The 21,198-nt window shown below is 62.1% G+C and carries 19 protein-coding genes; 2 read left to right on the top strand and 17 right to left on the bottom strand.

The annotated features are described in order from the left end of the window. Positions 1 to 8: 8 nt before the first annotated feature. From KI613_RS05605 to KI613_RS05590, 4 genes are all read right to left on the bottom strand, one after another. Positions 9 to 749: an oxygen-binding di-iron domain-containing protein gene (locus tag KI613_RS05605; protein WP_226404210.1), complete on the bottom strand. Its 741-nt coding sequence runs from the start codon at positions 747 to 749 to the stop codon at positions 9 to 11. Positions 750 to 767: 18 nt separating this feature from the next. Further along, positions 768 to 1,397, bottom strand: a complete 630-nt coding sequence (locus KI613_RS05600) for a chemotaxis protein (protein ID WP_226404209.1) — start codon at positions 1,395 to 1,397, stop codon at positions 768 to 770. Positions 1,398 to 1,475: 78 nt separating this feature from the next. Next, positions 1,476 to 3,224 carry a PHA/PHB synthase family protein gene (locus KI613_RS05595; RefSeq protein ID WP_226404208.1) on the bottom strand — a complete coding sequence of 583 codons (1,749 nt, stop codon included), beginning with the start codon at positions 3,222 to 3,224 and terminating at the stop codon, positions 1,476 to 1,478. A 44-nt stretch (positions 3,225 to 3,268) separates the two neighbouring features. Then, positions 3,269 to 4,681 (bottom strand): MBL fold metallo-hydrolase RNA specificity domain-containing protein, encoded by a 1,413-nt coding sequence (locus KI613_RS05590; RefSeq protein ID WP_226404207.1) that lies wholly within the window; start codon positions 4,679 to 4,681, stop codon positions 3,269 to 3,271. An 83-nt stretch (positions 4,682 to 4,764) separates the two neighbouring features. On the opposite strand from KI613_RS05590, the gene KI613_RS05585 reads away from it, so the two are divergent. Beyond that, a complete protein-coding gene (locus KI613_RS05585) occupies positions 4,765 to 5,208 on the top strand; it encodes a universal stress protein (RefSeq protein WP_226404206.1) in 444 nt (147 codons plus the stop codon). 18 nt (positions 5,209 to 5,226) lie between these two features. On the opposite strand, the gene KI613_RS05580 is transcribed toward KI613_RS05585, so the two are convergent. The 8 genes from KI613_RS05580 to KI613_RS05545 all read right to left on the bottom strand — a co-directional run bounded on the left by KI613_RS05580 (position 5,227) and on the right by KI613_RS05545 (position 15,361). Further along, positions 5,227 to 5,940 (bottom strand): hypothetical protein, encoded by a 714-nt coding sequence (locus KI613_RS05580; RefSeq protein WP_226404205.1) that lies wholly within the window; start codon positions 5,938 to 5,940, stop codon positions 5,227 to 5,229. Between the two features lie 98 nt (positions 5,941 to 6,038). Beyond that, on the bottom strand, positions 6,039 to 7,172 hold the full coding sequence (locus KI613_RS05575) for an ABC transporter permease (protein ID WP_226404204.1): 1,134 nt from the start codon (positions 7,170 to 7,172) through the stop codon (positions 6,039 to 6,041). Position 7,173: 1 nt separating this feature from the next. Continuing rightward, a complete protein-coding gene (gene rbbA / locus KI613_RS05570; protein WP_226404203.1) occupies positions 7,174 to 9,909 on the bottom strand; it encodes a ribosome-associated ATPase/putative transporter RbbA in 2,736 nt (911 codons plus the stop codon). Positions 9,910 to 9,915: 6 nt separating this feature from the next. Beyond that, a complete protein-coding gene (locus KI613_RS05565) occupies positions 9,916 to 10,902 on the bottom strand; it encodes an HlyD family secretion protein (RefSeq protein ID WP_226404202.1) in 987 nt (328 codons plus the stop codon). A 131-nt stretch (positions 10,903 to 11,033) separates the two neighbouring features. Then, positions 11,034 to 11,720 carry a 2-phosphosulfolactate phosphatase gene (locus KI613_RS05560; protein ID WP_226404201.1) on the bottom strand — a complete coding sequence of 229 codons (687 nt, stop codon included), beginning with the start codon at positions 11,718 to 11,720 and terminating at the stop codon, positions 11,034 to 11,036. Positions 11,721 to 11,792: 72 nt separating this feature from the next. Then, on the bottom strand, positions 11,793 to 13,151 hold the full coding sequence (locus tag KI613_RS05555) for a DUF4129 domain-containing protein (RefSeq protein ID WP_226404200.1): 1,359 nt from the start codon (positions 13,149 to 13,151) through the stop codon (positions 11,793 to 11,795). Further along, positions 13,148 to 14,434 carry a DUF58 domain-containing protein gene (locus KI613_RS05550; RefSeq protein ID WP_226404199.1) on the bottom strand — a complete coding sequence of 429 codons (1,287 nt, stop codon included), beginning with the start codon at positions 14,432 to 14,434 and terminating at the stop codon, positions 13,148 to 13,150. Before KI613_RS05550 ends, KI613_RS05555 begins: the two co-directional genes overlap by 4 nt. 3 nt (positions 14,435 to 14,437) lie before the next feature. Continuing rightward, entirely contained in the window at positions 14,438 to 15,361 is a 924-nt protein-coding gene (locus tag KI613_RS05545) for an AAA family ATPase (RefSeq protein ID WP_226404198.1), read from the bottom strand. Between the two features lie 65 nt (positions 15,362 to 15,426). Here KI613_RS05545 and KI613_RS05540 point away from each other — a divergent pair, with 65 nt between their 5' ends. Next, on the top strand, positions 15,427 to 15,846 hold the full coding sequence (locus tag KI613_RS05540; protein WP_226404197.1) for a DUF805 domain-containing protein: 420 nt from the start codon (positions 15,427 to 15,429) through the stop codon (positions 15,844 to 15,846). Between the two features lie 68 nt (positions 15,847 to 15,914). Here KI613_RS05540 and KI613_RS05535 read toward each other — a convergent pair whose 3' ends face one another. From KI613_RS05535 to KI613_RS05515, 5 genes are read right to left on the bottom strand one after another with little or no spacing between them, the layout of a single operon-like run. After that, complete coding sequence (locus KI613_RS05535; protein WP_226404196.1) at positions 15,915 to 16,406, bottom strand: hydrogenase maturation protease; 492 nt, start codon at positions 16,404 to 16,406, stop codon at positions 15,915 to 15,917. Continuing rightward, complete coding sequence (locus KI613_RS05530; RefSeq protein ID WP_226404195.1) at positions 16,403 to 17,866, bottom strand: Ni/Fe hydrogenase subunit alpha; 1,464 nt, start codon at positions 17,864 to 17,866, stop codon at positions 16,403 to 16,405. The genes KI613_RS05535 and KI613_RS05530 overlap by 4 nt, the downstream gene beginning before the upstream one ends. Before the next feature lie 9 nt (positions 17,867 to 17,875). After that, positions 17,876 to 18,424, bottom strand: a complete 549-nt coding sequence (locus KI613_RS05525; RefSeq protein ID WP_226404194.1) for an NADH-quinone oxidoreductase subunit B family protein — start codon at positions 18,422 to 18,424, stop codon at positions 17,876 to 17,878. Between the two features lies 1 nt (position 18,425). Then, the gene (locus KI613_RS05520) at positions 18,426 to 19,133 is read right to left on the bottom strand and encodes a 2Fe-2S iron-sulfur cluster-binding protein (RefSeq protein ID WP_226404193.1); all 708 of its coding nucleotides are present in this window, start codon (positions 19,131 to 19,133) and stop codon (positions 18,426 to 18,428) included. Next, entirely contained in the window at positions 19,130 to 21,013 is a 1,884-nt protein-coding gene (locus KI613_RS05515; RefSeq protein WP_226405698.1) for an NAD(P)H-dependent oxidoreductase subunit E, read from the bottom strand. Before KI613_RS05515 ends, KI613_RS05520 begins: the two co-directional genes overlap by 4 nt. Positions 21,014 to 21,198: the final 185 nt, after the last annotated feature.

Genomic DNA, 21,198 nt, shown 5'->3' with positions numbered 1-21,198 from the left:
CGCCTCAATCAGCTACCGCAGAGTCCGACCTGCAGGTCATCGAACCAGTTGATGAAGCGCTGCACATCGGCCCCCTGATAAATGGCCCCATGCTGGGGGCAGAGCATGTCGATATCCATTTGCGAAACCCGCTCGCACCAGCGCCGCTTGGCTTCATTGGACCCCATCCAGCGCCGGTGAAAGCCCTCGGCATGGCGAATGTGGGCGTCAAAGTTTTCCACGAACAGGCCATCGTCGCCCGGCGGCAGCAAGGCCGCGCCAACGTCGCCGGAAAACAGCACCTTGGCGACCTTGTCGTAGAGGTGAAAATTGCCCGACGAATGCAGATAGTGCGCCGGAACGGCCTTCAACATCAAGCCGTCGAGGGAAATGTCGATGCCTTCGTCGGGCATCGACACGAAAGTTTCCGTCGAGCCGCCGAAATGGGGAATGAAGCCAGCCCACAGCCAACTGACATAGCAGCGCATTTGCGGATTGAATTCCAGCCACAGTGCCAGCGACGAGCAGACGTCAGGATCCTGGTGCGAGGCAAAAATAGCGGTCAGGGCCGAGGGATCGAACTCCGACGACAGGGCCGAAAATACCGCCGGAAAGACTTCGGCCCCACCCGGATCAAGCAGCATCCCGTGGCTGCCATGGGTGACCAGGTACTCGTTGGTATCGATCAGAAAACTCTGCTTGTCCGGATCGCGCACGATGGCGACCCATTTGTGATTGCCGTCCTGAAAGATCGTTTTTGTTTTTTTCACGCATCCGCTCCCGTCTTCTCAATAACCGGTAAAAAAGGCCGACCGGCGCAGCGCTTCGAGCGAGGTACGGATTTCTTCGACGACGCCGTCGAACTCCCCCGAAACCTGCGACAGCGGCAGGGCAAAGGATTGTCCGTAGGCCGCCTCGATCTTGGCCGACTTGGCCAGCACGCCACCCAGTTCGACCATCCGGAAGGCATCGTCGAGGGCGCCCCTGAGCTGCTTGCGCAAGCGGGCCAGACGCTCGGCATGGCGTTCGTTTTCGACTTCCCGCGCGGCCAGCACATCGCGCCCACGGTCGATCGGCGACAGTTCGACAGCCCGGCGTAGCAGCGCGGTATGGCGGATGTCCTGGAGCACCAGCGACACTTCGGTGACGCAGCCATGAATCTGGCTGGTCAGCGCCGACATGCCATCGCGCAGATCCTGCGAAAAAACCCGCAGTTCGTTGGACAGCACACCGAAGCCCAGCGCTGCCGTGCCGGCCCGCTTGGCGAGAAAGATCGCGTTAAGGGCCATGATGTTGATCTTGAAGGCGACGCCGACCACCGACTTGATTTCCTCGTTGATGCGCACGATGCGCAAGAGGTCGACACCGGCCTGCTGCGCCTTGGTCGGTCGGGTGGTCAGTGCAGTCGTCATGGTCATTGCGCAGCCTGTCGTTCAGTCAGACGGCAATGTATCAACTCCGGCAAGGAACAACTAGCTGATTGTCGGTTTTGCCACTTATTTTTCGAGAACATAGCTGCCCGGCGCATCGGCCAGAGCCGGGAACTTGCGATTGGCTGCCGGGTAGGCCGCGACGAGATCGCCGGTCCGCTCGCCGAGCCAGTGCGTCCAGTCGTCCCACCAGGTACCCGGCTTTTTCTCGGCCCGGTCGAACCAGTGTTCCCAGTGCTCGTTGCGTTCGGGTTCGCCGATCCAGTAGGCGCGCTTGGGCGGATTGGCCGGCGGATTGACGATGCCGAGAATGTGCCCCGAGGTCGACAGCACGAAGCGCACAGGCGCCTTGACGTTGATCTGCTTGCGGATGCGGTAGCACTGCTTCCACGGCGCGATGTGGTCGTCTTCGGCAGTCACGACATAGAGCGGCTGCTCGATGAGGTCGAGGTCAATCGACTCGCCACCGATGGTCAGCTTGTCGCGCTTGATCAGGTTGTTGTTGAGGTAGAACTCGCGCAGGTAGTAGGAATGCATGGCCTGCGGCATGCGCGTCGTATCCATGTTCCAGAACAGCACGTCGAAGGGTGGTAGCGGCTGGCCGAGCAGATAGCTGTTGACCCAGTAGTTCCAGATCAGCGGGTTGGAGCGCAGCATGCGGAAGGAACTGGCCATTTCGCTGCCATCAAGATAGCCCTTCTTGGCCATCGACTCTTCGAGCGCGTTGATGCAGGCTTCGTCGATGAAAACGTCGATGTCGCCGGGGTGGGCGAAATCGGTCAGGGTCGTGAACAGCGTCCAGTGGGCAACCGGCACCTTGTCCGCGCCGAAATGCTTGTTGGCCCAGGCCATGTAGGTGCTGACCAGCGTGCCACCGATGCAGTAGCCGACCAGATGCACCTTGGGCACCTTGCAGAATTCGGTCACGACACCGACGACCTCGTTGACGCCTTCGAGCAGGTAATCGTCGAAGCGGATGTCGGCCAGATCCTCGCCCGGGTTTTTCCAGCTTGTGATGAACACCGAGAAGCCCTGGTCGGTGAGGTGCTTGACCAGACTCTTCCTGGCCGTCAGGTCGAGGATGTAGAACTTGTTGATCCACGGCGTGATGATGACGATGGGCGTCGCCCGGACCTTGTCGGTGGTCGGCGCGTAGTGGATCAGCTCGACCAGCCGGTTGCGGAAGATCACCTTGCCGGGCGTCGTCGCCAGATCCTCGCCGACCCTGAAGGCGTCCGGCTCGACCATCAGGATGTTCTTGGCCTTGACGTCGCGTTGGAAGTTTGCCCAGCCCTGCTTGAGGCTGCCGCCATTGGTTTCGACGAAGCGTTTCATGGCCACCGGGTTGAGCCAGAAGAAATTGGTCGGCGCCACCATGTTGAGCCAGTTCCGCAGCCAGAAGGCTGAGCGGCGACGCTCCTTGTCGGAGAGGCCCGGCGTTTCAAACAGCATGTCCTCGAAGCGGTGCTCGAAGGCAACGTACCATTCCTTGACGATGTCCCAGCTGGCTGATTCGGTCCAGATCGGGTCGGCGAAACGGGCGTCATCGGCACTCGGCCGGACGACGTCGCCGGAGGGAATGCCCAGGGCCCGGCGCATGACATGCGACTGGAGCGCCACGAGGTCGCCGGACAGCGCGCTCATGGCGCGGCTCAGCTCCTGCGGGTGCATCAACCAGGCCATTTGCGCATTGAGCAGCGAGGTGGTGACGCCGTAGGGGTCGATGGTGTTGCTGACGGCCTTGCCGAGCGATTCGACCGGGCTCAGGCGATTGATATCGACGCCGCTGTGGCGGGCTGTTCCATTACCAGACATGAGAATTCCTCTTACCGATTCAGTGTGAATACAACGAACTGATGTTACGCCGATATGAACTCACCGGGGAGCGGCAAGCGGACATTCGACCAGCCGAGTTTTTCTTCGATGGCGCGCTTGAAATTGGCCGAAGCGCCGGCCTCGCCGTGCACGACGAAAGTATTGCCCGGCGCCTTGTGAAATCCACCCAGCCACTTGAGCAAAGCGGCCTGATCGGCATGCGCCGACAGCCCGCCAACGGTGTAGATGTGCGCCCGTACCGGCACCGGCTGGCCGAAGATATGGACGAGCTTTGCCCCGTCGACCAGGCGCCGACCGAGCGTGCCCGCCGCCTGAAAGCCGGCGATCAGGATGGTGCACTCGCTGCGCGGCAGGTTTTCGCGCAGGTGGTACTTGATCCGCCCGGCCTCGCACATGCCGCTGGCCGAGATGATCACGGCGCCGCTGCGAATGTCGTTGAGCTGGATCGAACGCTCGACATCGGCGACCAGTTCGAGGCTCATCTGTTTCGGATGCGCCTTGAGCCAGGCGATCAATTCGCACGTTTCCGGATTGAGCAGGTTCTGGTTGGCCAGCGTAATGCGCGTTGCTGCGTTGGCCATCGGCGAATCGACATAAACCTTGAGCGGCGACAGGCGCTTGCGTCGAACGAGGTCGGCCAGCATGTAAATGATTTCCTGCGTCCGCCCGACGGCGAAGGCCGGGATGATCAGGTTGCCCTTGGCCGCCCGGGTACGCTCGAAGGCGGCGACAATTTCATCTTCGGTTTCCGGCAGAGAGCGGTGCAGGCGGTCGCCGTAGGTCGATTCGATGAGCAGCACATCGGCCTCGGTGGGCGATGGCGCCGGATCGCACAATACCGGCCGGTCCGACATGCCGAGATCGCCGGAAAAGACCAACCGGCGCGGCCTGCCTTCGCCACTGACGGTCACATCGAGCGAGGCCGAGCCGAGAATGTGGCCGGCATCGCGGAAAACAACGCTTACGTTTTCGGCCGTTTTTTCCGGTTGACCGTAGGAAACGGGTCGCAGCAGCTTGAGCGAGGCCAGCGCCTGGGCGACGGAATACAAAGGCGCCGGAATACCCCGTTCGGCCTTGCCGCCACGCCGCCGATGGCGCAATTGCCACTCGGCTTCCTTTTCCTGGATGTGGGCGCTGTCCGGCAAGAGCACCTCAAGGAGGTCGATGGTTGCCTGCGTGGCGTAGACCGGGCCGCGATAACCGAGCATGGAAAGCCGGGGCAAGAGGCCGGAATGATCGATGTGGGCGTGGGTGAGCAGGACAAAGTCGATTTGCCGGACATCGAAGCCGAAATTGAGCGCTTTCTGGTTCTTTTGCCGCGCTTCGGGGCCGCCCTGAAACATGCCGCAATCGACCAGAAAACGGGCACCGCCCGCTTCCACCAACGTGCAGGAACCGGTCACTTCACCGGCCGCTCCGAGAAATCCGAGACGCATGTTTTCATTCCTCCCGACTTGGCGTAGCATGAACCTCAATAAGGCTGAATGCAACGCCAGCAGACCATTTCAGGAGGTTACGCATGTTCCAGCATATTTTCGTTCCGACCGACGGCTCCGAACTCTCCCGCGCCACGGCACAACGCGCCGTCTCCTTCGCCAAGGAAGCCGGCGCCCGGATCACGGTGTTTTTCGCCAAGCCTGAATATCCCATCGCCTACTTCGGCGAAGGCGCGCTGATCGACCCGACGACCCCCGAAAAATTCGCCGAGCTGGCCGACCAGCAAGCCACTGAATATCTCGGTGAAGTCGAGAAAATGTGCGCCGAGGCCGGCGTCCAGTGCAGCACGGCCGCCGCCACCAGTGATATCCCCTACGAAGCGATCATTGAAGCCGCCGAGAAATCCGGTTGCGACCTGATTTTCATGGCCTCCCACGGTCGCCGCGGCATCAGCGGCTTCCTGCTCGGCAGCGAGACCAACAAGGTGCTCACCCACTCCAAGGTGCCGGTGCTGGTTTACCGCTGACCAGGCAACGACCAGGGCTCAACGGCCGGTGCAGCGTCCCTGCCCCGGCCTGACGCGGCAGAGCACTTCGCCGCTGGTGGTATCGATGAACGCCACTTCTTCCAGCGTGCCGATCAGATAGCGCTTTTTCAGCGTGAAATCGGTCGGCTTGCCATAGGTTGCCTTCCAGAACGTCGTGCTCTCGCTGATTACCGGATCGATCAGTCGTGCCTTCGCCCGCATGCCGACGCGCCCGGCCAGCGCGGCCGGTAGATTGGCCGAGAACCCGGCATCGTCATCGACGCTGCGCGGATAGAAATCGTAGAGATTGGCGAAGGCCAGGAAATAGTCGTAACGCCACGTCACCTTCATCTGCTGCGGCGAACCGATCTTGTCCTCGTGCTGGTATTCGCCGCGCTCGACGGCGACCGACTGCAGCGGCAGGAATTTGAACTGGTAATAGTCGTCGACCGCCGGATCGGCCAAGGGGCGCCAGTTCCAGCCTTCGGCGATCTGGTTCAAGGCCATGCGGTAGAGGACATCCATCCGCTCGCCGACGACATTGACATCAAGACTGCCGCTGGCGGCCAGATCGACATCGACTTCGATGGCCTGCCCGACTCTGGCGCCGAGGTTTTCAGCCGGTAACCGGGCAATGGCAGCGAACTGCCGTTCGGCGGTTTCCGCTGCCTGAGCCGTACCAAAAAAGGCGGCGACCAGAGTCGCCGCGAATGTGTATCTGAGGAAAAACATATCGACTTGAACCGCTTCCATGGAGCAACAAGTCAGTTGAATTTTCCGCGCCGAGGCAGGGGTCGCCCATGATGCATATCAACAAATTCTGATGGCCCTCACACCTGCGTCTGCGTCACCGCCTTGCGGAAGCGGATCAGGGCGATGGTAAAAAAGCAGGCGCCGACGGCTGTCATCCCGAGCAGGTCGGGCCAGATGACCTCGAATCCGGCACCGCGATAAAGAATGCCCTGGGCCAGACGAACGAAATAGGCGGTCGGCGTTGCCGCCATGATGTTCTGGATCGCCGCTGGCATGCTTTCCTGCGGCGTCACCCCGCCGGACAGTAGTTGCAGCGGGACGATGGTGATGATGATGAGCAGACCGAGTTGCGGCATAGAGCGGGCCAGTGTGCCGAGAAAGATGCCGATCGATGCCGCCGAGAACAGGTAGAACACTGCCGCCGCCAGAAAAAGCCCCACCGATCCGGCAATCGGTACTTGCAGAACATGCTTGACCATGACGAGCAGCGCGAAGGCGACACCGATCAGCACGGCCAGCCCATTGGCCCAGATCTTTGCCATCATGATCTCGAAAGGCCGCAGCGGCATGACCAGCAGGTGCTCGATGGTGCCGTGCTCGCGCTCGCGAATGAAAGCGGCGCCGACCAGGATGATGGTCAGCATGGTGACGTTGTTGATCGCCTCCATGACGCCGCCGAACCACAGGCCGGTCAAATTGGGATTGAAACGGGCGCGGGCCGTCAGGCGGATCGGCGTGTCTTCCTCAGCGCGGCGTCCGGTCAGGAATTCGCCGACCTCGCCGCTGGCGATGTTGTTGATGTAACTGGCGCCGATGAAGGCCTGGCTGATCACCGTGGCGTCGATGTTGAGCTGGATTTCCGGGCGTCGGCCGGCGCTCACGTCGTGCTGGAAATGGCTGGGAATGACCAGCACGAAGGAGTACAGGTTGCGGTTCATCGCATCGTCGACCTGCTCCAGGCCGATCAACTCTGGGCGACGAAAGTACGGCGGATAGAGTGCGCCGGCGAGCCGGGCCGAGAGCGGCGAATTGTCTTCGTCCACGATGGCGACCGGGGCATTGTTGAGCTGCTGCGAGCTCCCCGTCGCCGCCTCGTAGATGGCGCCCGAGAAGGCCCAGACGATCAGCCCGAGCAGCACCTTGTCGGCGGCCAGGCTACGCAGTTCCTTGAGGCCGAGACGGAAGATGTTGCTCAGGGAAAAGCCGCCCATGCTATTTCTCCTGCTTCTTGAGCAAGGCCACGCTGGCCACCGTGAGCAGCGGAATGAAGGCAGCCAGCGCCAGCAGCGACCGCCACAGGTCGGCGAAGCCGAGCCCCTTGGTGAAGGCGCCGCGGCAGATCAGGATGAAATAGGTCGCTGGATAACCCTGGCCGATCCAGTACCCGGCGCCTTCAAGGGCTTCGACCGGCGTGGTCAGGCCGGAGAACTGGATGGTCGGCAGCATGGTCACGATGGCGGTGCCGAACAGCGCCGCGATCTGCGTCTTGGTGAAGGTGGACATCAGCAGGCCGAGGCCGGTGGTCGCCGTGACGTAGAGCAAAGCGCCGAGCGTCATCGCGGCAAAGCTGCCCTTGACCGGGACGCCGAAGACGAAGACGGCCTCACCCATCATCAGCAGGTAGCTCGCCATACACACGACGATGTAGGGCAGTTGCTTGCCGATCAGGAATTCGAGCCGCGTCACCGGCGTGACGTAGAGGTTGGTGATCGAGCCGAGTTCCTTTTCGCGGACCACGCCAAGCGCCATCAGGATGGCCGGAATGAGCAGCAGGAGGAGCGGAATGACCGCCGGCACCATGGCGTAGACGCTCTTGAAATCCTGGTTATAGCGATAGCGCGATTCGATCTCCAGCACCTTGGCCGGGTAGTTGCCGGTCGCCTCGCGCAGCATCTGGCGCACATAATCGCGGTGCAGGCCATCCATGTAGCCGCGTATCGTCTCGCCGCGATAGGGCATGGCGCCATCGACCCAGACGCCGACTTCCGGCTTGCGCCCGCGTCGCAGATCACGGCCGTAACCTTCGGGAATGTCGATGGCCAGCGACACCTCGCCGCTCTTCATGCGGCGGTCGAGATCGGCATCGTCGGCCAGGGCCGGGCGCTCGACGAAATACCGCGAGCCGGCCACGTTGGCGATGTAGTCGCGGCTTTCCGGGGTCTGATCGCGATCAAGCACGGCGAAGCGCAAGCCTTCGACATCAAAGGACAGGCCATGGCCGAGCACGAACATCATGACCACCGAGCCGAGCAGCGCGAAGGCCAGCCGGATGCTGTCGCGCCGCAGTTCCAGCGCCTCGCGGTAGGCGTAGCCGAGCAGGCGGCGCAGGCTGAAGGCGGCTGGCGTCGCCTGCGCCGCCTCGGCCGATTTCGATTTTGGCTCATTTTCCGGGTTGACCGTGGCAGGCTGCCCGACAACGCCCGTCGCTTCCTCCAGATAACTGATGAAGGCCGCTTCCAGCGTCGGCTCGCCGCGTGCCGCGCAGAGCCCGGCCGGCGTGTCGCTGGCCAGCACCTTGCCGGCGTGCATCAGCGAAATGCGGTCGCAGCGCTCGGCTTCGTTCATGAAATGGGTCGAAATGAAAATGGTGACGCCCTGCTGGCGCGACAGTTCGACGAGCAGCGCCCAGAATTCGTCGCGCGCCACCGGATCGACGCCGGAGGTCGGCTCGTCGAGGATCAGCAGCTTCGGCTCATGGACCACGGCCACGGCCAGCGACAGGCGCTGGCGGATGCCGAGCGGCAGATCGGCCGCCGCCTTGTCGGCATACGGTTCGAGCCCGAAACGCGCCATCAGTTCGGCAATGCGCGGGCCGCGCCGGGCATCGGGAAGATGAAACAGCCGGGCGTGCAGATCGAGGTTGGCCACCACCGTCAGCTCGCCGTAAAGCGAGAACGATTGCGACATGTAGCCGACCTGCTTGCGCGTCTCGAGGTCGCGGGCATCGACCGTCTTGCCGAACAGCCTGGCCACGCCCTCGCTCGGTGGCAGCAGGCCGGTCAGCATCTTCATCGTCGTCGTCTTGCCGCAGCCGTTCGAGCCAAGAAAACCGAAAATCTCGCCCGGTTCTATCTTGAAACTGACGTGGTCGACCGCCGTGAAGTCGCCAAAACGCTGCGACAACCCCTCGGCCTCGATGGCGAACACGCCGCCGTCGCCAATCCGCGGCGGGATGACCAGTTCGTGATGAGCCTGCCGGCGCTCCTCAGGCAGCAACGCGATGAACGCCCCGTCGAGCGTCGCCTGCCCGGTCTGCGCCCGTAATTCTGCCGGCGTTCCGGTACCGATCACCTTGCCGCCATCCATCGCCGCCAGCCAGTCGAAGCGCTCGGCCTCTTCCATGTAGGCCGTCGCCACCAGCACGCTCATGCCATCCCGGCGGGCCCGGATGGAATCGATCAGCTCCCAGAACTGGCGCCGTGACAGCGGATCGACGCCGGTCGTCGGCTCGTCGAGAATAAGCAGGTCGGGGTCGTGGATCAGGGCGCAGCACAGGCCGAGCTTCTGCTTCATACCACCCGACAATTTGGCCGCCGGGCGGTCCTTGAAAGGCAGCAGACCAGTGCTGGTCAGCAATTCATCGATGCGCCGCGCGCGCTCGCGCTTGCCCTGGCCGAACAGACGGCCGAAGAAATCGACGTTCTCGAACACCGACAGCGTCGGGTAAAGGTTCTTGCCCAGCCCCTGCGGCATGTAGGCGATGCGCGGCTGTGCCGTGGCGCGAAAATGGCGGTCGCCGATGTCGCCGCCGAGCACCTCAACCCTACCCGCCTGAATCTGCCGCGCCCCGGAAACCAGCGCCAGCAGCGACGATTTGCCAACGCCATCCGGCCCGATCAGCCCGACCATGCAGCCAGCCGGCAGCGCAATATCGACCGCCTCCAGCGCGACGACGGCGCCGTAGCGATGGCTGACTCCGGATAACCTGGAGACCGGCGGGCGGTCCATGGCGAGTTACTGTCCGTCGATCTGCAGATTGGCCGGCCAGGCCGCGTTGGCGTCGAGCCGGACGTAGGCGACGCCCGGCATGCCGCCCTTGGCCAGATCGCGATGCGCCTCGAGCCAGGCCGCATCGGGCTTGACCTTGAGGCGGAACATGAGTTTTTCGCGCTCACTCCGCGTTTCGACCTCACGAGGCGTGAACTGCGCCTTCGGCGCGACAAAACTGACGGTGGCCGGAATAACCTGCCCGGGCAAGGCGTCGAGCACGATGCGCGCCTCGCTGCCCAGCGCCACCTGCCCGGCCTTGTCGGTCGGCAGGTAGATGGTCATGAACATATCGGAAAGATCGAGCAGGGTCAGCGCCTTGCCACCTGCCGCCAGCACCTCGCCCGGCTCGGCCAGCCGGTAGAGGACGCGGCCGGCAATCGGCGCCTTGAGGGACGTGTCGTTGACCGCCACGCGCAGGCCTTCCGCCTTGGCCTGAGCCGCAGCGACACCGGCATCGGCCTCGCCGACCTTGCCGCGCGCCTGCGCCATGCCGGCCATGGCGCCTTCCATGCCGGTCTGATCGGCATCGAGTTTGTTGCGGGAAATGAAGCCCCGGCCGACCAGTTCTTCCGAGCGCTTGAGCGTCTTGCCGGCCAGCGACACCTCGGACTGCGACTTGCGTACCCCCGCCCGCGACTGATCGACAGCTCGTTGCGCCTGGAGAATCTGCGCTTCGGCAGCCTGCAACTGAGCCCGCAGGTCATCGGCATCAAGCCGGGCGACGACCGCCCCGGCCTCGACGTAATTACCCTCGCGCGGGTCGAGTTCGGCAAGGCGCCCGGCGATCTTGGTCGCGACATCGACCTCGGTCGCTTCCAGCCGGCCGTTACCGGAGGCCAAGCCAGCCGGCAAACCGGCCGGACGCTGCTGATAGAGGTAGAAACCGATGGCTACGGTCAACCCGAAAAACAGGGCAAAAAACAAAATCCTGACGAGGCGGGAACGGTTCATGGTGCACTCAATTAGCTACTGACTTAACGGTCATTAAGTAGTTTGATTATAGGCTTCCGGTTTCAATCTGCCCACTATGGATAATGCGCTGATTCCCGCCGGCAGCGGAAAAACCGGCTGGCCAAGGCGTATCAGCGAATGACCAGATGCTCCCCTTCGCGTCGCACCGGCATGGCGAAAGTAAAAAGGTCGGGCTGGGCGGCGATATCGAGGTCGGCCAGCGGCAGGTTGGGCCAGGTGCCAGCGGAAAAGCGCAGCCCGAAATCGGATTGGCGTACGCGCTGGACAAATTCATCAGGCGCCACCGCTGCGCCACGCAACAGGGCTTCAATGTAGTCGGCGCAGGCAATGTCTTCATCGCCGTCACGGTCCACCCATTCGCCGGTAATGACGAAGCACACCTCATCGGCCCCCGCCGCAAGAATGGCCTCGGCCGTTGCCCGGGCGCAGACCAGGCTGGCGGCATAGAGCCGGCGTGCCAGGCGAAACCGCTGCAGGCCGCGAACCCCTGCCGCCGTTGTCATCACCACCTGCCGGCCGGCCAGATCGGCCTGCATCAGCTGTGACGGGGAGTTGCCGAAATCGAAACCCGGCACCGGGTCGCCGCCCCCCACCGCCCCGACCGAAACCGGCAGCGGCATTTCGGCCAGCATGGCCGTCGCCGCCGCGATGCGCTCGACCGGATAAATCGCCCGCGCCCCCCGGGACAACATCACCGCCGCCGAGGTGAACGAGCGCAGAACGTCAATGACGACGACCGTATCAGTGACGACGGGCTGGTTCTGCAGGCGATTCAGGAAGAGGCGGGAGAACTTCATGGCAGCAATTCAAATGGGACCTTGAAATACCAGCATAAACTCAAACCGGAATTTTTTTCAGGCGGCCAACAGTCACCCCAAGCGGTCAAAGAGTCCGCGATAAAGCCTGCGCATCTGTTCCAGGCCTGACTGATCCGGGGGTGTCGGGCCGTATCGGTAGCGCTCAAAAAGCGTAGCCAGGTCTGTGGCCTGCTGACGAACATCGTCGCCGAACAGCGTTGTCTCGCGCAAAAACTCGCGAACATTCGCCGTCGCCGGGCGCGGCATGTTGTGGACAACAAACAGTCGCTCCATGGCGCAGTACAGCTCCAAGGCACCAGCCCTTCCCGGCGAATACCGACGCAATCGGACTAGATGCCAGTAGTCAAAGCGTATCCGCAGCCAGGTGCCGGCTCGCGCCTCTCTGAGCAGGAAAACAACTCCGCTCAGAAGCATGAGCAAGATCATGGCTAACAGGGTGGCGATAACGGCTGAGCGATGTTCCTTCAACCACGTCTTGAGTTCATTCCAGAAGTCTTCGAGCGCTTGCCTGATGGGCGCCAGGGCTTGGCCAATGGCCTCATCCAGATCGGCCATCTGCATGATCACGCCAGACTGCCACTCCGGCATGCCGGGGCGTTTCGCCGCTTCCCGCATTTGCGCCGGACTGGGCCACCCGCTGCCACGAGACGCGTCCTGGCCATGCGCCGAGTCGCCCCCCGCGGAAGCCCCTTGCCCGGCACCGCTTCCACCGGCCTGACCGGGGCGCTCATTCTTGTCCGCATCGCCGACGAATCCGATGTTGGTCAACTGCCCATAGCGCCAGGCAAGACTTGGCCAGGTCACCTGTGGCGTTGCCAGATATAACACCGCCCCCAGTGCCAGAATGATTGAGGTTGCCGCCGCAATTGCCACCCCCTGACCCGCACGCCCGGTGTGACCGAGGCTGGACTCGCGGATGTTCAAGGCATGGCGACTGATTTGTTCCGAGACCAGCGTAAATACAACCGCGATGACATAGGGAATCAGGTAGAACAGCATCGTCCAGTCAGCGCGAAAATGGGCGGCGGCGAAGATGACCATCACAGCGGAGGTAAGCAACCCGAGATGCAACTGGCGGCGCGTTGTCAGCACGCAGTTTTGCGCCGCCTGCAGCATCGCCAGCATATAAATGCCAGCTCGCGGAAAGCCCCATTTGGGGATGAAAACGAGCAGGGTCAGGACAAAGGCAATCAACAGAACGATTGTCTGCTTCTGCTTGCCGCTTCCTTCAGGTTCGCTTCTTTGGCGCCAGCCGAGCAACAATGTCCAGCCAAATACGATAGCCCAGAAACTGACCTCGAAGCCGAAGCTACCGTATTCGATGTCGAGGAAAGTATTGCAAACCAGCGCCAGAATGAGCGCAGCGAACAGGCCCAGATAAGCGGGAAGGTAGTTCAATGGCGCATTCATGGATTGAACAGCCTGACCAGATCATCGCCCTGACGAACCATGAGGCAATGCGCCCCCAGTTCAAGGAGTTCGGCTTCTACCTTCAACGGGTCGGTGTAGCGCCCCGACTGCAAGCTACCGGCAGACAGAAAGCTGGCTTGATCAAAAACGATGGCAAACAGATGCACCTGCCGGGCACACAAGGTCGCCATCGCCTGCATGGTTGCCGGCTGACGAAAATTGCGCTCGGACAGGAAAATAACGACCGTCTCGCCACGCACGCAATGGGCTCCGATGTCGTTCAGCAGTTGCGCGTAGGCCGTATTTCCGTCACAGGCAACGACCGCCAGTTCATCGAGAATGCCCTGAAAGTGGCCATCTCCGGAGCCGCCAAGGCCGCGCAGGGAACGCTGGCCCTCCCCGGCAATCCGAGTGCGAATGTTTTGCGTGCAGGCCGCACGCGCCATCGATGCGGCGATGCGGACGGCGTATTCAAAGGTCGACTCCTTGCCCAGGCCAATGTTCGACTCGGCCGCCTGATCGAGCGCGAGATAAAGGCAGGCCGAGGCCAGCGGCTCGTATTCGCGCACCATCAGTTCATTGAGGCGCGCCGTCGTCGGCCAATGAACATGGCGCGGATTGTCGCCCCGCCGGTATTCCCGAAGCCCGGAGAACTCGGCGGCACCGGCTCCCTCGGGAAGCAGATAGCCGCCGCGGTGAATCTGGCTGGGCGCACCACGCAGAGGCAGCGACAGGATCAGGAAAACATCGGGATAAATCGTCAGGTGCTGGATGCCCTCGTTGCGCGATACCTTCGCTTCGGTCAGGCCGAGCGGAAAACTGGACGCTAGGCCGACCGGTCCCAGGCGGTAGTAGCCACGCTTCTCGCAAACGACCGGGACATCAAATTGCTGGTGTTTTCGACCGGGCAGGTAGGCCAGCATGCCCAACACTTTCTGACTTGAGCCGCCCGATGTATCGGCTAGCCCGACAAATGGCAGGTGATCGATCAGTTCCACCATGAATCGGGGCAGCCAGCCGCGATTTTCAACCACCACCCGGAACTGAATCGTCTCGCCCTCTTCCGCCCGGCTTGGCCCGCTGCGGCTGACCGACAGGTGCCGGACCAGCCAGCGCGGCCAGGTAAAGCCGGTGATCAATGTCGCCGTCAGCAAAGCCGGAATGGCCCACAGAAATGGCTGATTTCGGTTGATCGCCGCGAAATAGGCGACCACCGCCAGCCCCAGCAAGATGAAAGCCTTGCGGTGTGCCGAAAGCCAGCCGGAAAGACCGCCGGAATTCATGACTTATACCGGCGGCGGCAGCTCGGCCAGAATCTGGTTGAGGATTTCACGTGCCGTGCGCCCCGCCGCGGCAGCTTGCGGACGAACGATCAGACGGTGTTCGAGAATGGCGCCGGCCATCATTTTGACGATATCCGGCGTAACAAAGTCTTTGCCGCGCAGGAAGGCCATGCCCTGCGAACCGCGCGCCAGGGCCAGGGTGCCGCGCGGACTGACACCCAGCCGCAGATCGCCATGGCGGCGCGTCGCCGCAGTGATCTGCGCCATGTAGCGGGCGACATCGGCATTGATGTGCACGGCCTTGACCGCCTCGCGGGCGGCGAGCACGTCCGTATCGTCGATCACCGGCGCCAGCGAATCGATCGGATGCGCCTGCGCCTGGGCAGCCAGGATGCGCACCTCTTCGTCGAGGCTCGGATAGCCGACATGCAGGCGCACAAAGAAACGGTCCAGTTGCGCCTCGGGCAGCGGATGGGTGCCGGCCATATCGATCGGATTCTGGGTCGCCAGGACCATGAAGACCTTGGGCAGGTCGTAGCTGATGCCATCGACGCTGACCCGGAATTCTTCCATGCACTCGAGCAGCGCCGACTGCGCACGCGGCGTCGCCCGGTTGATTTCGTCGGCGAGCAGGATGTGGGTAAACACCGGGCCAGGGCGAAATTCAAAATCCGAGGTCTTCTGGTTGTAGATCGGCACGCCGGTGATGTCGGACGGCAGCAGGTCAGGCGTGCATTGCAGGCGCTTCATCTCGACATTGACGGAACGGGAAAGCGCCCGCGCCAGCATTGTCTTGCCGGTACCGGGGACATCTTCGAGCAGGACATGGCCGCGACAGAGCAGCGAAACGACCGCCAGTTCGATCACCGAACGCTTGCCGACAATGACCTTCTCGACATTCGAGATAAGCGACTGAATTGCTTCCATGAAACCCTCTCACTGAGAGCAACCGCCCACACGACAGTTGCCAGACGCATAAAAAGGCAAGCATCATGTCATACGGGGTGACCCATGCCAACCCGGCACATGCAAAAACAGACGTGATCAAGGGAGTGAATCAGATGAACTGGTATGTCGAAGTGATGCGCAAATACGCCGTATTTCAGGGGCGCGCCCGGCGCAAGGAATACTGGATGTTTTTCCTGTTCAACATCCTGATCGCATTTGGGCTGGGCTTCGCGATGGCATTCCTGAGCGCCATGCTCGGCTTTGGCCAGTCGGTCGCGAACGCCACAAGCACACTCTATAGCCTCGCCGTACTGATTCCGGGCATAGCCGTCGGCATTCGCCGCATGCATGACATAGGGCGTAGCGGTTGGTGGATACTCTTCCCCATCGTCAATCTCGTGATGTTCTGCCTCAACAGCCAGGACGGAGAAAACGAATACGGCCCGAACCCGAAAGGCGTGTAATAAACGCTGGCGACGGCATCGTGAATGCTACGGTCAACCGGAAAAAAGGCCAAAAAACGAAACCGCCTTCAGGGCTGGGCTGCCCTCTCCCATTCCGGAAATTGCGCTTTCCGGCAGAGCGTTTGCAACAACTCGAAGGCTAGCCGCAAGTTGCTTTCGGCTGCTGGGCTGAGCGCTTCACCGAGTTCAAAAGTTTCGCCCCGAATGCACAGCACGAAGGCCGGCGGCGGTTCCTCGCCTTCGGTCTGGAGATAAACCTGGAGGACCGCTTCGGGCGGCAGCTCGTGCGTCGTGTAGGCGGCGCCGGTGGCCGGAGCGATGCGCTGGAAGGTGAACGGGCCCGGGGTCCTGGCGCCGGCATCGATGAACAGGGCGAGTTGCCGACCCTGCAGATCGAGGGCGTGTTCGATCTGGAGCTGGAAATCCTCGATCAGCTCGAACTGGTCGGCCAGCATTTCATTTTTGAGCCATTTTTCCAGTTGACCGTGGCATTCCGGCCCGAGCGCGTCGTCGCCGCGGCTTGGGTTGCCGACGGCGAAGATGACGACGGGTGCACTCACGAACGGCTCAGCGAATGAACGATGCGCCCTTCCGGATCGACCAGCTCGACTTCCAGCGGCATCTTGCCCAGCGCATGCGTGGCGCAGGACAGGCAGGGGTCGAAGGCGCGGATGGCGACCTCGATGTGGTTGAGCAGGCCCTCGGTCACTTCATGGCCGTGCAGGTAGCGGCGGGCGACGTGGCGGATGGCTTCGTTCATTGCCTGGTTGTTGTTGGTGGTGGAGACAATGAGGTTGGCCATGGTAACCAGGTCGTTTTCATCGACGCGGTAGTGGTGGAACAGCGTGCCGCGCGGTGCCTCGATGACGCCGACGCCTTCCGACTGGCGCTCGCCCTGCACCACCAGGTCGCTGCCGAGCAAATCATCGTCGTGCAACAACTCCTTGATCACTTCGGCGGCATGCAGCATCTCGATCATGCGCGTCCAGTGGTAGGCGAGCGGCGCGTGCATTGGCGAACCGCCGGCGTAATCGACAAACTCCTTGCGTTCGTGTTCGGCGAAGGGCGTCGAAATCTGGTTGCAGTTCTGCACGCGAGCCAGCGGGCCGACCTTGTACCAGCCGTGTTCCTTGCCGATGGACTTGAAGTACGGGAATTTCATGTAGCTCCACGGCCGCACTTCTTCCTCGATGTACTGGTCGTATTGCTGATAATCGACGTGGTCGAAGATGATCTTGCCGTTGTCGTCGCGGGCACGCAGCGTGCCGTGATAGAAGTCGAGATCGCCGTTGTTGCCGACGATGGACATAAAATTGGAGCGGAAGATGCCGAAACTGTTGTACAGCCCGGGGTCCTGCGTATGCACCTTCTGGATCAGCTGCACTGCGTCGCGCGACCACTGGACGATGTGATAAATGTCCTTGAGCAGCTCGTCGCGCTCGGCCACCGTCAGCGCCTTGTTGACGCCGCCGGGGATGGCGCCCGTGCCATGGACACGCTTTCCGGCCGTAACGCGGATGACTTCCTGGCCGAAGCGGCGCAGCAGCACACCGCGCTTGGCCGTTTCCGGATGGGCCATGGCGACGCCGACGATGTTGCGCTTGGTCACGTCGCTGTCGAAGCCGAAGAGCAGATCGGGCGAACAGAGGTGGAAGAAGTGCAGCGCATGGGACTGCAGCATCTGGCCGTAATGCATCAGCCGGCGCATCTTTTCTGCCGTCGCCGTGAGTTTCTTGGCGCCGACAATGACATCGAGCGCCTTGGATGCCGCCAGATGGTGCGACACCGGGCAGATGCCGCACAGGCGCTGAACCATGACCGGCACTTCCCAGTACGGCCGGCCCTGGATGAACTTCTCGAAGCCACGGAATTCGACGATGTGCAGGCGCACCTGATGGACCTTGTTCTGGTCGTCGAGCAGGATGGTTACCTTGCCGTGGCCCTCGACCCGGGACACCGGGTCAATCGCCACACGGCGCAGGGTTTCGGGGTGTTGGGCGGTTTCCAGTTGGTAGGTCATAGCGCCACCTCAGTCATAATGCATTAAGCCATGGCCCAGCTCGGGCTCCTTGCCGGCCAACAGGTCGGTCAGCACCTTCCAGATCGCATCGGCCGAAGGCGGACAGCCTGGCATGAAGTAGTCGATCTTGACGACCTCATGGATCGGATGAACCTGGTTGAGCGGCAGCGGCAGTTCCGGATCGTTCGGGATCATGCCGTTTTTCAGCCCTGGGCTGGTGTGATAGACCTCTTCGAGAATGGTCGTCAGCGGCAGGTGGTTGCGTTGCGCCGGCAGGCCGCCGTTGATGGCGCAGGCGCCCATGGCGATGAGGATCTTGCAGTTTTTGCGGAACTCGCGCAGGACGTGCACGTTCTCGGCATTGCACAGCCCGCCCTCGATGATGCCGATGTCGCAATCCGGGCTGCAGGTCTTGATGTCGGTCAGCGGTGAACGGTCGAACTCGATGTGTTCGAGCAGCGTGAACAGCCGTTCGTCGATATCGAGAAACGACATGTGGCAACCGAAACAGCCGGCCAGCGAGGTCGTGGCAACCTTGAGCTTTTTCTTGGCGGTCATGTCAGCGGCCCTCCGTCGTTTCCGCGGTTTGGGAAATCGGCGCCTTGTCGTACTTGCGCTCGCCTATCGGCACGGCAAAGCCCTGACGCTTCTTCAAAATGACGCCAACCGGGCAGACCTGCGCCGCCTTGTCGGCCAGCGTGAAATCGGTATCGGCCAGCCGGCCGGACTTCGCATTGACGATCAGGTGCGTCTTGATGCCGCGCCCGGACAGTCCGAAAACGTTCTTGCCATCGACATCGCGGCTGGCCCGCACGCACAGCGAGCAGAGAATGCAGCGGTTGAAGTCGAGCAGCGCCTCGGGGTGCGAGGCGTCGACGGCGCGATTCGGGAAGAAATGATCGTAGTGCGCCGACATCATGCCGAGGTGGTAGGCGGTGGCCTGCAACTGGCAGTTGCCGCTCTTTTCGCACGACGGGCAGAAGTGGTTGCCCTCGACAAAGAGCATCTGGGTCAGCGCCCGGCGTTCAGCGTTGATTTCCTCGGTCTCACTTTCGACGACCATGCCGGGCGCCGCGCGCATCGTGCAGGAAGCCGTATGCCGGCCATTGACCTTGACCGTGCACAGCTTGCACGAGCCGTGCGGCTTGAATTCCGGGTGGTAGCACAGGTGCGGGATGAAGACGCCGGCCGCGCTGGCCGCCTGAATGATGGTCTGCCCGTCGACGAAGGGAATGACCTTGCCGTCGAGCGTAAAGGTGTAGCTCATGATTGACCTCCGTGTTCCGTCGCCAGATGCGCCCCGGCATCGTCGCGCCCGGTCATCTGCCGGGCCGACGACAGTTCGCGGTCGAGATCGAAAGCCGGTGTGAAATCCTGCTGCATCATCCGCTTGTCGTAAGCCGGGCGGAACTTGGCGATAGTGTCGAGCACGGGATTGCAGGCGGTATGCCCGAGGCCGCAATGGCTCATCGACTGCAGCAACTGGTTGAGCTTCTCGATTTCGGCGAAGTCGTAGGGCGAACCGCTGCCGTAATGCAGCTTGTCCATGAGGTTCTTGAGTAACGAGGTGCCGACCCGGCACGGCGTGCAGAAGCCGCAGCTTTCGTGCTGGAAGAAATGCACGTAATTGCGTGCCACTTCGAACATGTCGCGGGACTTGTTGAAAATGGTGAAAGCTCCGGCCGTCGGAATGTCCTCGAAGCCGATGATGCGGTCGAATTCGTCCTCGGCGACGCAGATGCCGGACGGCCCGCTGACCTGGACGGCCTGCGTATCGGTGGCGCCGCAGTCTTCGAGCACCTGGCGGATGCTGACGCCGAACGGATATTCGTAGATACCCGGTCGCTCACAGTCGCCGGATACCGAAATGATCTTCGTCCCGGCCGACTGCTTGGTGCCGATGCCGGCATACCACTCGCCGCCGTTCAGCGCGATCAACGCCGCAGCGGCAAAGGTTTCGACGTTATTGACGATGGTCGGCTGGTCGAGATAGCCGTTGGTCACCGGGAAAGGTGGCCGGTTGCGCGGCGTGCCGCGCTTGCCTTCGAGCGATTCGATGAGTGCCGATTCCTCGCCGCAGACGTAGGCGCCGGCCCCGACATGGATCTCGATGTCGAAATCCGCTCCGGGCAGGCCACAGATATCCTTGCCCAGCAGGTTCTGGCGCCGGCGGTTGGCCAGCACGGCATTGAGGTGATCGAGCAGGTAGCGGTATTCACCGCGCAGGTAGACGAAACCACGCGTCGCGCCGATGGCGTAGGCCGCCACCGTCATGCCCTCGAAAACGAGGTCGGGGCATTTCGAGAGCAGCACACGATCCTTGAAGGTGCCCGGTTCGCCTTCGTCGGCATTGCAGACGACGACGCGCTGATGGCCGGCCTTGAGCTGCGCATTGCGACAGGCTTCCCACTTCAGGCCAGTGGTAAAGCCGGCACCGCCGCGGCCACGCAGGCCGGAACGCTTGATTTCGTCGAGCGTCGCACCCGGCCCGCCAATGCCGCTGGGCAGGCCTTCGCGCCAGGAGCGCATGTTCGAGGCGTTGAGGCCATCGCTCGGTGCCCTGGCCCGGGCGGCGAGCAGGGCTTCGCCGGGCTTGAAGTCGGCATTGAGCAGGATGTCGGCCCGCCGGATGTTGTCCTCGATCTTGAAATAGGCCGCCGGCCAGTCGGCCAGCGGCACCTTGTTGCGAATCAGCTCGGCGATTTCGTCGATGCGCTCCAAGCTCAAACCGCCAATCGCATAGTTATTGACCAGCATGCCCGGCCCCTGGTCGCACAGGCCGGTACAGGCTGTCTTGCCGACACTGACCAGACCGTCTTCGGAAACCTTGCCGCGCTCGACCCAGAGGTTGTTGCACAGGCGTTCCATGAGCGCCCGGTTGCCCTGCATGCGGTCGGTGATGTTGTCGGAAAACAACACCCGGTATTTGCCACGCGGTTCGGTATAAATGAAGGAATAAAAGCCGGCGACGCCTTCGATCTTGGTGCGCGGCACGCCAAGCATGGCCTGCATGCGGTCGATGGCCTCGGGCGGAATCCAGTCGCAGGCCTCCTGTACTTCGCGCAGGATCTGCAACATGCAGGTCGGGTCGCGTCGATATCGATTGATCACCCGGTCAACAACACCGGCGACCGCTTCGGCATGCATCTCGTTGAGTCCCACGACAATCTCCTGAAAATTGCCTATGACATCAAAAGACTAGCACCGGAACGTTTCATTTTGTTGTCCGAGGTCAACTGCCGGGCATTTGTAACACTCCCAGAAACCGGAATGTGCAACAATGGTGCTGCGTCGCAACATAGACCAAACACCATCAAACGGTGATATTCGCC

The sequence above is a fragment of the Ferribacterium limneticum genome, from assembly GCF_020510585.1.
Classification (GTDB): Bacteria; Pseudomonadota; Gammaproteobacteria; order Burkholderiales; family Rhodocyclaceae; genus Azonexus.
This window is presented reverse-complemented; position numbering and strand designations above follow the sequence as displayed.

Coding starts and splice junctions, on each gene's coding strand:
- KI613_RS05585 (WP_226404206.1), top strand. CDS start 4,765: ATGTTCCAGCATATTTTCGTTCCGACCGACGGCTCCGAACTCTCCCGC.
- KI613_RS05540 (WP_226404197.1), top strand. CDS start 15,427: ATGTCATACGGGGTGACCCATGCCAACCCGGCACATGCAAAAACAGAC.
- KI613_RS05530 (WP_226404195.1), bottom strand. CDS start 17,866: ATGACCTACCAACTGGAAACCGCCCAACACCCCGAAACCCTGCGCCGT.
- KI613_RS05520 (WP_226404193.1), bottom strand. CDS start 19,133: ATGAGCTACACCTTTACGCTCGACGGCAAGGTCATTCCCTTCGTCGAC.
- KI613_RS05600 (WP_226404209.1), bottom strand. CDS start 1,397: ATGACCATGACGACTGCACTGACCACCCGACCGACCAAGGCGCAGCAG.
- KI613_RS05525 (WP_226404194.1), bottom strand. CDS start 18,424: ATGACCGCCAAGAAAAAGCTCAAGGTTGCCACGACCTCGCTGGCCGGC.
- KI613_RS05555 (WP_226404200.1), bottom strand. CDS start 13,151: ATGAATGCGCCATTGAACTACCTTCCCGCTTATCTGGGCCTGTTCGCT.
- KI613_RS05560 (WP_226404201.1), bottom strand. CDS start 11,720: ATGAAGTTCTCCCGCCTCTTCCTGAATCGCCTGCAGAACCAGCCCGTC.
- KI613_RS05550 (WP_226404199.1), bottom strand. CDS start 14,434: ATGAATTCCGGCGGTCTTTCCGGCTGGCTTTCGGCACACCGCAAGGCT.
- KI613_RS05515 (WP_226405698.1), bottom strand. CDS start 21,013: ATGCATGCCGAAGCGGTCGCCGGTGTTGTTGACCGGGTGATCAATCGA.
- KI613_RS05545 (WP_226404198.1), bottom strand. CDS start 15,361: ATGGAAGCAATTCAGTCGCTTATCTCGAATGTCGAGAAGGTCATTGTC.
- KI613_RS05580 (WP_226404205.1), bottom strand. CDS start 5,940: ATGTTTTTCCTCAGATACACATTCGCGGCGACTCTGGTCGCCGCCTTT.
- KI613_RS05590 (WP_226404207.1), bottom strand. CDS start 4,681: ATGCGTCTCGGATTTCTCGGAGCGGCCGGTGAAGTGACCGGTTCCTGC.
- KI613_RS05575 (WP_226404204.1), bottom strand. CDS start 7,172: ATGGGCGGCTTTTCCCTGAGCAACATCTTCCGTCTCGGCCTCAAGGAA.
- rbbA (WP_226404203.1), bottom strand. CDS start 9,909: ATGGACCGCCCGCCGGTCTCCAGGTTATCCGGAGTCAGCCATCGCTAC.
- KI613_RS05565 (WP_226404202.1), bottom strand. CDS start 10,902: ATGAACCGTTCCCGCCTCGTCAGGATTTTGTTTTTTGCCCTGTTTTTC.
- KI613_RS05595 (WP_226404208.1), bottom strand. CDS start 3,224: ATGTCTGGTAATGGAACAGCCCGCCACAGCGGCGTCGATATCAATCGC.